Here is an 11,309-nt window from a genome sequence, read left to right on the forward strand (position 1 = left end):
GTCGAATTTTGTAATAACTGTTTTGCTTCAAAATGTTCGGATTAAGGCAAAGTCACGCCATTTTTCACTAGGGGACAATGACATGAAGTGGCTCAAGCGGTCGATTTGGCTTTTGGTTTTCGTTGTATTCGGGATCGGCGCATTAAGCCTCTACTACGTCTTGCCGCGTCATGATGTCGTGATGGTCACGGGTGTGGAAGTAAAAAGAATGGATGCGGACGGCGTGATCAACGCCGATAACGTGGCCGACGGCCCGACCCGCGACGTCTACTTCATCAACACCGAAGACCCGGACACCAAGAAAGTCGTGGTCTACCGCAACGAAGACACCGGCTGGAGCTTCCCGTGGTACTTCAAGTTCGACTCGGCAGACATCCAGGCCAAGGCCCAGGGCTATTCCCGTGACTCACAGCAACTGGCATTGATCCGCTACTACGGCTGGCGCATCCAGATCCTGTCGATGTTCCCCAACATCACCCAGGTCGAACTCACCAACAGCCGTGAACAACCGTTCCCGATCTTCAACGCGATCTTCTTTGGTGTGTTGATTCTGTTGGTGCTGGTCGTGGTGATTGTGGTCAAGCGCCGGTTTCGCAAGCAACCGCGGGTGGATGGGGTTGTGAGGGGGTAGGCGAATTCATTCGGGGGGATGCGCGATGCTCCCCCGCAGCCAGAAACGAGGCAGAGAAGGACCTCCAAAACTCTGCCCGGACTGCTGCTGAAGAGTCTCAAGATAGGGAAAGTCGCGAACGATCGTATAGAAAATCAGGCCTGCTGCCAGAACGAGACAGGCCATCCATAACCGATCAAGAATCAGGTTGCGCGAAGCCGGTGTGACCTGCCATTCATGCAGGGCCAATAACCAGCCAACAATGATTGCCAGCCATAACTGCGAGTACGGCATGACAATGACACCATCGACCATCGCCTGTGTCAGCGCACCAACCAGACTTGCGAACAGGCAAAGCCGTAGCAGATCGACAGGCTCTAGAGAGTGAGCTCGCTTGAGTAACAAGAGCCCTGTGACCACGCCTCCATACAAAGCCAGCCCGGCGACGCACAATGCGGAAGGTATTCCCCACTCGCTTGCCCACTGCAGGATCGCCTGATGCGGATGCGCGCCATACGGGTTCCAGATATCAGCAAAATGCATCGGCCCAAAACCCAGCAGCGGACGCTCCTTGATCATGCTCCATGCCTGCTGCCACAGCAGCTCACGTGCAGACAACGAAGTATTCAGCCGCTCACCTGCAAAGTTGGCGACTTCAATGCCCAGCCAGGCGGGTAACAGACTGAAAAGAAGAAGAAACAGCAATACGCCCACTGAGGCGGCTGCCAGTTGCCAGCCTGCCCAGTAGCGTCCGGCGCGTCCGAGGCAGGAAGCAACGACCACAGCAACGCCCATCCCCAGCCATGTGCCTCGCGTACCGCCGCTCACGGCGATCATCCACCAGAGGCTCAGCAAGACAAAGATTGAGACCTTGATAGAGCGCCGCGCCGAAACAAGCAGCAGTGGCAATGCAAGCAACGGTAAGGTGAACGTCTGAAACTGGCCATAGAAACGCTTGTTGGAAAAACCTTCCAACAGCAGATCTGTATCCAGCGAAGAGGGAAAGCTAAGGAAGGCGGCAGCAGTTGCCGAAAGAAACTGAAGTGTTTTGATAGAACAAATGAAGACAACGAAACCAATGAAAAACCGATCAAGCTGAGCGCCATGAATTCGTCGCTGTTGGGCAAATGCACTGGCGATGGCGCAACACAGCAACAAGACCGATAACTCGATCAATGCCCAGAGGGGTTGATGGGCTGTCAGGCTGGAAATGACTCCACCCAGCAACACACATAAAAAAACAGCCTTGATACCAGATTGAAACACACTGGCGTTCAAACCCTTGATCGAATACAGACAAAGGGTCAATACGGAGAGGGTGCCAATAAGAAACTGTGCCAGTCTCTGGAAATTGTGGCCGGAAAACTCAAAGGTGCCAGCGCAGATAAAAAGCGTGATGCAACAGAAGAAGAAAAAAATATGGTTTTTTGCTGTAGATAACACTTGGAGACTCCAGACCTCCGACATCAAAAAAGGCGCCGAAGCGCCTTTCTTTCAAGCTATTACGAGCCTTGGCATGTTGCAGGAGCGGCGTTCGCCGGACTGACAGTACATCTCCAAGTGATGCTGGCACCTACACTTCCTGCACCAGTTATCGCTGGAGGCGTAGGTACAAGAGTAACAGTAACGTTGGGCGAGGTACGGGTAGCCGTTAAAGTACCGGTACTTGTGCAGCCTGTGACAAGAGTATCGCCAGTCCCACAAAGAGCAGTGCCAGTGAGGCCGTTGTTCCAATTCTCTGCTACCGCAATTTTAGCGGAATCCATTGTCGCGAGCAGAGCAGAGGCCTGCGCGCGCAAGGTGTAATTTTGATAGGACGGAATGGCTACTGCGGCCAGAATACCGACAATCGCAACCACGATCATCAGCTCGATCAGCGTAAAACCTTTTTGTGTTTGCATGGATACATCTCCAAGGCGTCAATGAGGTGGTGCCTTGCAGGAATAAAAGCACAGGCCATGCCAAATCCAGATACCGCACAATTGATTGATCAAAATCAACCATAAGCGCTCTTCGAGCCCACCGAAATCATCAGAAACTGACAATTTTCGTCACATCCCGCACAGCCATTTGGCAGCAAAGCCCGACTGCGCTATAAACCTCACACTGTCTGTGTCTGGTGGCTTTATGTCTGATGTCGTCCTTACCGGCCTGGCCAAGCAATTGGTCGAAGCCGAGCTTCTCACCGAAAAAACTGCGCAGCAGGCTTATCAACAGGCACGACGCGACAAGATCTCGCTGGTCAGCTATCTGGTCCAGAACAAGCTGGTCAAAAGTCTGGTGCTGGCCGAACTGGCGTCGGATCAATTCGGCGTCCCCTTCCTTGACCTCAACTGCCTGGATAAAGAAAGCCAGCCAAAAGGCCTGGTCAGCGAAAAGCTGGTGCGTCAGCATCATGCCCTGCCTTTATGGCGGCGCGGCAACAAGCTGTTCGTGGGCGTATCGGACCCCACCAACCACCAGGCCGTTACCGATATCCAGTTCAGCACCGGCCTGAATACCGAAGCGATTCTGGTTGAAGACGACAAACTCAGCGATGCCATCGAAAAACTGTTCGACACCGGCATGGGCCTGGGGGAAATGGCCGATGTCGATCTGGGCCTGGATATCGAACAGGTCGATAACGTAAAAGAAACATCGATTTCCGGAAAGGATGACGCCGACGACGCGCCAGTCGTACGTTTCGTCAACAAGATGCTGATGGACGCCATACGTATGGGCTCCTCAGACTTGCACTTCGAGCCTTATGAAAAGGTCTTTCGCGTGCGCTTTCGTACCGATGGAATTTTGCACGAGGCCGCAAGGCCCCCTATCCATCTGGCCAGCCGGATTGCCGCACGCCTGAAAGTCATGGCCAGCCTGGATATCTCGGAGCGGCGCAAACCTCAGGATGGCCGGGTAAAACTGCGAGTATCCAAAAGCAAGGCCATCGATTTTCGTATGAACACCCTGCCGACGCTGTGGGGCGAAAAGATCGTGATGCGGATCCTCGACCCCACCAGCGCCCAGATGGGCATCGATGCGCTGGGGTATGAGCCGGAGCAAAAAGCTCTTTATCTGGAAGCTCTCAAACAGCCGCAAGGGATGATCCTGGTCACCGGCCCCACCGGCTCGGGTAAAACCGTTTCGCTCTATACCGGCCTGAATATCCTCAACACCGTGGATATCAATATTTCTACCGCCGAAGACCCGGTGGAGATCAACCTGGAAGGTATCAATCAGGTCAACGTCAACCCGCGCCAGGGCATGGACTTTTCCCAGGCGCTGCGGGCCTTTCTGCGTCAGGACCCGGACGTGATCATGGTGGGTGAGATCCGTGACCTGGAAACCGCCGAAATCGCCATCAAGGCTTCGCAGACCGGCCATATGGTACTTTCCACCCTGCACACCAATAGCGCAGCAGAAACACTGACACGCCTGCATCATATGGGCGTCGCAGCCTTTAACATTGCCACGGCGATCAATCTGATCATTGCCCAGCGCCTGGCTCGTAAACTCTGCCCTCACTGCAAGAAAGAACTCGATATTCCACGGGAGACCCTGCTCAAGGAAGGCTTCCCGGAATCGGAAATCGGCAAGTTCAAGATCTATGGGCCTGTTGGCTGCGATCACTGTAATGGCGGCTACAGAGGCCGGGTCGGTATTTACGAAGTGGTCAAGAAAACCCCGGAGCTGGAACGCATCATCATGGAAGAAGGCAACTCACTGGAAATTTCAAAACAGATGCGCAAGGACGGTTTCAATGATTTGCGCACCTCTGGCTTGCATAAAGCCATGCAAGGCATCACCAGCCTTGAAGAAGTCAACCGCGTGACCAAGGATTAAACATGGCTAGCAAAGCAGTCAAAGTCACGGTTTACACTTGGGAGGGCCTGGACAAGAAAGGCTCGAAAATGAGCGGGGAGCTGAGCGGCCATAACCCGGCGCTCATCAAGGCACAACTGCGCAAGCAAGGTATCAACCCCACCAAGGTACGTAAAAAGTCCGTCTCGATATTCGGTAACGGCAAGAAGATCAAACCGCTGGATATCGCCTTTTTCTCAAGACAAATGGCAACGATGATGAAAGCAGGGGTTCCGCTGCTGCAATCGTTCGACATTATCAGCGAAGGTGCCGAAAATCCGAACATGCGGGCGCTGGTGGACTTCCTGAAGCAGGAAGTATCGGCAGGTAACAGCCTGGCAACGGCCCTGCGGCAAAAGCCTGAGTACTTTGACGACCTGTATTGCAACCTGGTGGATGCCGGCGAGCAGGCGGGTGCCCTTGAAAGCCTGCTGGATCGGGTGGCCACCTACAAGGAAAAGACCGAGGCACTCAAGTCCAAGATCAAAAAGGCTATGACCTATCCCATTGCAGTCATGTTTGTAGCGGTGATTGTTTCGGGTATTTTGCTGATCAAGGTCGTGCCGCAATTTCAGTCGGTATTTGCAGGTTTTAACGCTGAATTACCCGCCTTTACCTTGATGGTCATCGGGCTATCAGAGATTGTGCAAAATTGGTGGCTGGCCATCGTCGGTCTTTTTATTGTCAGCTTTTTCATGTTCAAACGCGCCTATAAGCAGTCTCAAAAATTCCGCGACAGCATCGATAGATTTCTGCTGAAAGTCCCGATCATTGGCCCGCTGATTTACAAGTCTTCAGTGGCCCGTTATGCACGAACCCTTGCCACGACTTTTGCCGCCGGCGTTCCGCTGGTAGAGGCACTGGACTCGGTGGCTGGCGCCACCGGCAATGTGGTGTTCAAGAATGCAGTCAACAAGATCAAGCAAGACGTTTCCACGGGTATGCAGTTGAACTTCTCCATGCGTTCAGTGAATGTATTCCCGAGCCTGGCCATTCAAATGACCGCGATTGGTGAAGAGTCCGGCGCTCTGGATTCCATGCTCGACAAGGTTGCGACTTACTACGAGGACGAGGTGGATAATATGGTCGACAGCCTGACCAGCCTGATGGAGCCGATGATCATGGCGGTACTCGGCGTTATCGTGGGAGGCTTGGTGCTGGCCATGTACTTGCCTATCTTCAAACTCGGAAACGTCGTCTGATATGCCCCTCCTCGATTTCCTGGCCAGCTCCGTGCTGGCCTTCGTCATTTTCACCTCTGTTCTAGGCCTGCTGGTTGGAAGCTTCCTCAATGTGGTGGTTTATCGACTGCCCAAAATGATGGATCGCGACTGGAAGATTCAGGCACGGGAAATACTGGGGCTGCCCGCCGAGCCCAAGCCGGACACCTTCAACCTGATCCTTCCTCATTCCAGCTGCCCGCAATGCAACCACCGGATTCGCGCCTGGGAAAACATTCCGGTCATCAGTTATCTGGCCCTCGGCGGTAAATGCTCGAACTGCAAGACTCCGATCAGCAAGCGCTACCCGCTGGTCGAGCTGACCTGTGGAATCTTGTCAGGCTATATCGCCTGGCATTTCGGTTTTGGCTGGCAGGCTGCGGCGATGCTGGGGCTGAGCTGGGGCTTGTTGGCCATGAGCCTGATCGATGCCGATCACCAGTTGCTGCCGGACTCTCTGGTGCTGCCCTTGTTATGGCTGGGGCTTATCGTCAATGCCTTTGGCCTGTTCACATCCCTCAACGATGCCATCTGGGGAGCCGTGGCCGGCTATCTGGCGTTATGGTCGGTGTTCTGGCTGTTCAAATTGCTCACCGGCAAGGAAGGCATGGGTTACGGTGACTTCAAGTTGCTCGGCATGCTCGGGGCCTGGGGCGGCTGGCAGATCCTGCCGTTGACGATCCTTTTATCGTCGCTGGTGGGCGCTGTGCTGGGCGTGATCCTGATGCGCATTCGCCAGGTCGAGGCGGGAACACCGATTCCCTTCGGTCCTTATCTGGCCATCGCGGGGTGGATCGCTTTGCTCTGGGGTGGTCAAATAACCGACTCCTATTTGCAGTTTGCCGGTTTCAAATGACCAACCCTGCTTTCAAACCCTGGATTCTTGGCCTGACCGGCGGCATCGGTAGCGGTAAAAGTGCAGCGGCACAGTGCTTTATCGATCTGGGTATTCATACCGTGGATGCCGACCATGTCGCCCGCTGGGTGGTCGAACCAGGCCGTCCGGCACTGGCCCGGATTGCCGAACACTTCGGCGCTGAGGTGCTTCAAGCCAGCGGTGAACTGGATCGTGGTGCTCTGCGCGCACGGATTTTCCAGCACCCGGAAGAACGACGCTGGCTGGAAGCCTTGCTGCATCCATTGATCAATCAGGAAATCGTCAGCTATCTGGCTCAGGCTCAATCGCCTTACGCGATTCTGGTTTCACCGCTGCTGATCGAGTCAGGGCAATACAAGATGGTGCAGCGGATTCTGGTGATCGATGCTCCCGAAAACCTGCAAATAGAACGCACCATGCAGCGCGACGGCTCCAGCCAGGAGCAGGTCCAGGCCATTCTGAAGGTCCAGGCGCAACGCGAAGAGCGGCTGCGGCATGCCGACAACGTGCTGACCAATGATCGCGACCCGGCGTGGCTGAAAAGCGAAGTCGAGCGGCTGCATCACTTTTTTCTTACTTTGCCCGGAGGCCAATCGTGAGCCAACCAACAACCGTCCAATGCCCGACCTGCGGCGCTCCAGTGGAATGGAGTGCAGCCAGCCCGGCCCGCCCGTTCTGCTCAGATCGCTGCAAGCTGATCGACCTGGGCGCCTGGGCATCCGAAGAACATGCGATTCCGGTCAGCCCGGATGCCGAAGATGAACTGTTTTCCGGTGATCTTGACCGACCGCTACGCGATCACTGACCTTGTCGATCGAGTGCAGCCAGTAACTGCTCGGCACTGCTGAACTGCTGCTGGCTGACCAATTGCCCGTCGCGCAACTGCAACCACAACACCTTGTCTTCATCGCCGGCATACTGCGGCACGATCCGCGCATCACGGTCGAGGATGACGCGATAGGAATAGTCGCGCATCTTAGGGATCGCAAACAGGCTGGCAATCACACTGGGCATCTTCTGGATATCGGCCACAAACACGGTCTGCCGCGACTCCAGAAAGCCCTTGGGCTTGTCCTTGAGCGCCACATTGACCAGCTTGGCCGCGTCCATGCTGCGCGCAACCAGCAGCGTTTGGGTCTGGTTGTTCAGGGTATAAGGCTGATCGTGCTGATCGAGCAAAGTCCAGGGCGTCAGCCGATCACCGACTTGCAAAGCCTGGGCGGTCAGCGGCAATAAAGCCAGAAGCAGGATGGGCAGAAGTTTCAATGTGCGAGTCCTTGAACAATGAGTGACAGTGGGCATGAATGCTTTACAAACACGCCCCCATAAGTCAACCGTCCAGCGCCTCTACACGCTTAAAACTCAAACATTGAAGCGTCTCAGCAAGCGATCCTGCTGATCCACTTGCTCCACCATCAAAGCACATTGACGTACCTGAACTTCGGCGCTGGCCGCAACTTCATGGCTGATGTCGCGGATATTGGTGGTATTGAGGTTGATCTCTTCAGTGGTTGCGCTCTGCTGCTCTGCGGCAGTGGCGATCTGCATGTTCATGTCATTGATGCGGATGATTGCCCGACGGATATCCGTCAGCATCTCATTGGCCGCGCCCGCCTCTTCAGCGGTCTTGCTGGCACTGTCGCGGTTCAGTTGCATACGCGACTCGGCTTGCTTAACGCCGGTCTGCAACTGGTCGATCATCTGACGAATTTCCTGAGTCGATTGCTGGGTGCGCGAGGCCAGGGAGCGCACCTCATCGGCAACCACCGCAAAACCACGCCCGGACTCACCGGCACGCGCCGCTTCGATGGCCGCGTTCAGGGCAAGCAGGTTGGTCTGCTCGGCAATGCTGTTGATCACCGACAGAATCGACTCGATATTCTGGCTGAGCCTGGCCAGTTCTGTAATCGCCTGGCTGGCTTCATCCATTTCTACAGCCAAAGTCTTGATCGCCGCAGTCGAACGCGACACCACACGCACACCGCTGTCGACCTCGTCATTGGCCGAGAGCGCCGCCTGAGCTGCGGCCTGAGCGTTGCGCGCCACCTCTTCGGCCGTGGAAGCCATCTCCTGCATTGCCGTGGCCAGTTGATCGAGCTCCTGCAACTGTCGCTGCAGGCGGCCATCGGCCTGGTTGGCCTCGCCGGAAGTGCGGTTGGTGCTTTCATGCACCTGTTTCGAGCTGCCCATCACCTGAACGATCAGGGTCTGCAGGCTTTCCATGAAGCGATTGAATTCACGGGACAGCAAGGCAATCTCATCCTTGCCGGAGTCGGGTAAACGTCGGGTCAGATCGCCTTCACCACTGTTGATTTCGCGCAAGGAGGTGTGAAGCAGATCAAGGGGCTTGAGCAGCCGCTTCATCAGCGCGCCCAGCACCAGCAAACTGATAAGCACACCCAGCAGCGTGGCAATAGCCGCTCGCCAGCTCAGGCTATTGGCCTCGGCCATGACGATGCTGTTGTCCAGTACGACGCCGATGTACCAGTTCATGCCCTTGAGGTTGGACAGCGGAGTAAAAGACACCAGCAGGTCCTTGCCAGAGGCACTGACCGGCTGCAGCCTGTTCTCCAGGACCGGGCTCTTGCCCTCGAACAACTCACTGTAGTTCTTGCCGTTCAAGGCACTGTTCGGGTGAGAGATGATGTTGCCACTGCTGCTCATCAGAAAAGCGTAACCAGCACCGTTGAAGTCCATGGTGTTGATCGTATCGGACACGCTTTTCAAGCGGACATCACCGCCGATCACACCGAGAAACGCGCCAGCACCTCGCAAGGGTGTAACGGCAGAAATCAGCGTTTCTCCGGTTGTGGAGTCGACATAGGGTTCGGTGAGCACAGCCTGGCTGGCTGCCTTGCCAACTGCATACCAAGGGCGTGTACGCCCATCCCAGTCAGGTTTCGGCTTCCAGGACTCCAGGTTCTTGATGGGCTTGCCATCGCTCTGCAAGGCGCCAAAAACCAGAATGAATTCATCCTTGAGCAGAGGGCTGCCAATCAGGTGCTGAAGGTTCTGGGTGCTGTAGTTGCTGTCGATATTCTGGCTCAACAGATCCATGAGCTTGAGCTTGGAGTTCAGCCAGTTCTCGATCTGTCTGGCGAGTGTATTGCTCGACTCGGCAATGCTTGCCGATACCTGACTGTGAAGAGTGTCACGAACCTTTGCGACCTGCGTCACCGACAACAAACTGGTGGTACAGAACAGTACGAAAGCTGCTGCAAGGCCAGCCTTATGGACAATCTTCATCAAGTCGCTCCGTGCGTTTAGAAAGAAGATTCATCGTAAACAGGATGGTAGCCATATGCAATCAAGCGTTTGATTGATATAGAGCTTTTGTACTATGTCTGTTTTGAATGTGAATTTTCGTGAATACCGAAAAGCATGCTTGTAAACGACAAAGAATGCCAAACCACGACAGAATTCAACGATTGGAAGAGATTTCCAGAGTAATAATCTCTTTTGTAACCACCCGGAAATGTCCCGGAATTCCCCCTCCTACAAAGGAGAAATAGTACCCAGCAGACCAATGCCGATGGTGAGGATCAAAAAACCAATCAGGAAGAATGCAAGCTTAGCCATCTCAGGCCTCCTACAGGAACAGATGTGCGATACAGCACGTGGCAGACGCCTCGGGGAGTGCTGCGGTGTGGAGATTGTGAGGTGGGGATGGGTTGCGGTACAGATTCAGGTGGTGGAGAAAAATGCGGATCAGATGGAGGAGGCATGACTAATGCCCAATGATAATACCAACAGTACTTTCAAGCTTTGCGAGCTAGCTAACTAATAATTAAAAATTAGAAAAAACAGCATCAACCAAAACAGAGTACGTTGCCAAATCAGACATTTTCACAGCCTTCCTCTTTAATACAATCAATTACGAGGAGGTATTACTTGCAGAATATAGTCTGAACTCCCCCCTTCAAAATCACAGTACCCAAGAGGGGAAGGATCACGACTATCTTTGGTTAGATAACGATATAAAAAGCCACCACGCAAATAATAAACCCTATAAGTACCGACCACTTCATCATCAGAGCTTCTAAAAATCTTATATTCAGCCCCATCGACTTGTGAGTCACGAAACTCGTTGTACTCGACCACATATTCACTTTTCATCTCACTACTATATGTATGCCTCAGCTCCCCCCTACAAGCTCATAGCGCTTATATCTACCCTCAACAAGGTCAGATGAATCGACCTCTACAAACTTATACCCTGCTTTCAGATATTCGTGAGCGGTACGCTCTGGCATGATATTTCGACGATCATAGAACCCATCAACTTGATTTCTTTGATAAACAATAAGACCTGAAAGCCTGCATAATTTTTGCCACTCATTGTCTGCATACCATTCAGGAAAAATAATAATCGCGGTGACAGCGACAAAAAAGCATATCGAAAATGCACGCCAAGGCCTGCACCTGTACAAAAAAGCACAAAAAACAAAAGAAAAAACAAGTATTAAAAAAGCCAGAATAACAAAAAATTCTAATCAAAATTCATTCCCCTATTTCACTGAGCTTACATTTTTCCTTTGGCGTCTCATTGGCACCAAAGCCATAAGCCATAAGCCATCCAAGACAGGGAAAATAAATTCCATGCATTTAGCCACACCTTCAACAGAGTAAACGTATGGTGTATTACGAATTTCTTTTCTCAGCATAAGAATCAGCAGGATAAGAAAAAAAACCCTAGGATAGAAGGAGTAATAGCACACCATTGACCGCCCGATGAACCACCAGAAAAGCTGTTGACACT

The 11,309-nt window shown here is 53.4% G+C and carries 12 protein-coding genes; 7 read left to right on the plus strand and 5 right to left on the minus strand.

Annotated elements, in window-relative coordinates; all coding sequences use genetic code 11:
- Nucleotides 1-82 precede the first annotated feature (82 nt).
- Complete coding sequence (locus tag CKW23_RS13950; RefSeq protein ID WP_095067738.1) at nucleotides 83-631, plus strand: DUF1523 family protein; 549 nt, start codon at nucleotides 83-85, stop codon at nucleotides 629-631.
- Nucleotides 632-637: 6 nt separating this feature from the next.
- Here CKW23_RS13950 and CKW23_RS13955 read toward each other — a convergent pair whose 3' ends face one another.
- Nucleotides 638-2,053 (minus strand): O-antigen ligase family protein, encoded by a 1,416-nt coding sequence (locus tag CKW23_RS13955; RefSeq protein WP_371856568.1) that lies wholly within the window; start codon nucleotides 2,051-2,053, stop codon nucleotides 638-640.
- A 59-nt stretch (nucleotides 2,054-2,112) separates the two neighbouring features.
- Entirely contained in the window at nucleotides 2,113-2,511 is a 399-nt protein-coding gene (locus CKW23_RS13960) for a prepilin-type N-terminal cleavage/methylation domain-containing protein (protein WP_095067740.1), read from the minus strand.
- A gap of 226 nt (nucleotides 2,512-2,737) precedes the next feature.
- On the opposite strand from CKW23_RS13960, the gene pilB reads away from it, so the two are divergent.
- From pilB to yacG, 5 genes are read left to right on the plus strand one after another with little or no spacing between them, the layout of a single operon-like run.
- A complete protein-coding gene (pilB, locus tag CKW23_RS13965; protein ID WP_095067741.1) occupies nucleotides 2,738-4,435 on the plus strand; it encodes a type IV-A pilus assembly ATPase PilB in 1,698 nt (565 codons plus the stop codon).
- Between the two features lie 2 nt (nucleotides 4,436-4,437).
- Nucleotides 4,438-5,655, plus strand: a complete 1,218-nt coding sequence (locus CKW23_RS13970; protein ID WP_095067742.1) for a type II secretion system F family protein — start codon at nucleotides 4,438-4,440, stop codon at nucleotides 5,653-5,655.
- 1 nt (nucleotide 5,656) lies between these two features.
- The gene (locus CKW23_RS13975) at nucleotides 5,657-6,529 is read left to right on the plus strand and encodes an A24 family peptidase (RefSeq protein ID WP_095067743.1); all 873 of its coding nucleotides are present in this window, start codon (nucleotides 5,657-5,659) and stop codon (nucleotides 6,527-6,529) included.
- Nucleotides 6,526-7,149, plus strand: a complete 624-nt coding sequence (gene coaE / locus CKW23_RS13980; RefSeq protein WP_095067744.1) for a dephospho-CoA kinase — start codon at nucleotides 6,526-6,528, stop codon at nucleotides 7,147-7,149. Before CKW23_RS13975 ends, coaE begins: the two co-directional genes overlap by 4 nt.
- A complete protein-coding gene (yacG, locus tag CKW23_RS13985) occupies nucleotides 7,146-7,355 on the plus strand; it encodes a DNA gyrase inhibitor YacG (protein ID WP_095067745.1) in 210 nt (69 codons plus the stop codon). The genes coaE and yacG overlap by 4 nt, the downstream gene beginning before the upstream one ends.
- Here yacG and CKW23_RS13990 read toward each other — a convergent pair.
- The 3 genes from CKW23_RS13990 to CKW23_RS26240 all read right to left on the minus strand — a co-directional run bounded on the left by CKW23_RS13990 (nucleotide 7,349) and on the right by CKW23_RS26240 (nucleotide 10,666).
- On the minus strand, nucleotides 7,349-7,816 hold the full coding sequence (locus tag CKW23_RS13990) for a hypothetical protein (RefSeq protein ID WP_177434643.1): 468 nt from the start codon (nucleotides 7,814-7,816) through the stop codon (nucleotides 7,349-7,351). The genes yacG and CKW23_RS13990 overlap by 7 nt on opposite strands.
- A 96-nt stretch (nucleotides 7,817-7,912) precedes the next feature.
- The gene (locus tag CKW23_RS13995) at nucleotides 7,913-9,796 is read right to left on the minus strand and encodes a methyl-accepting chemotaxis protein (RefSeq protein WP_095067747.1); all 1,884 of its coding nucleotides are present in this window, start codon (nucleotides 9,794-9,796) and stop codon (nucleotides 7,913-7,915) included.
- 624 nt (nucleotides 9,797-10,420) lie between these two features.
- Nucleotides 10,421-10,666: a hypothetical protein gene (locus tag CKW23_RS26240; protein WP_143498940.1), complete on the minus strand. Its 246-nt coding sequence runs from the start codon at nucleotides 10,664-10,666 to the stop codon at nucleotides 10,421-10,423.
- A 258-nt stretch (nucleotides 10,667-10,924) separates the two neighbouring features.
- Between CKW23_RS26240 and CKW23_RS26780 the strand changes: the two genes are divergently transcribed.
- Entirely contained in the window at nucleotides 10,925-11,179 is a 255-nt protein-coding gene (locus tag CKW23_RS26780; RefSeq protein WP_143498942.1) for a hypothetical protein, read from the plus strand.
- Nucleotides 11,180-11,309: the final 130 nt, after the last annotated feature.

It is taken from the genome of Pseudomonas sp. Irchel 3A18, assembly GCF_900187465.1.
Taxonomy (GTDB): Bacteria; Pseudomonadota; Gammaproteobacteria; order Pseudomonadales; family Pseudomonadaceae; genus Aquipseudomonas; species Aquipseudomonas cichorii.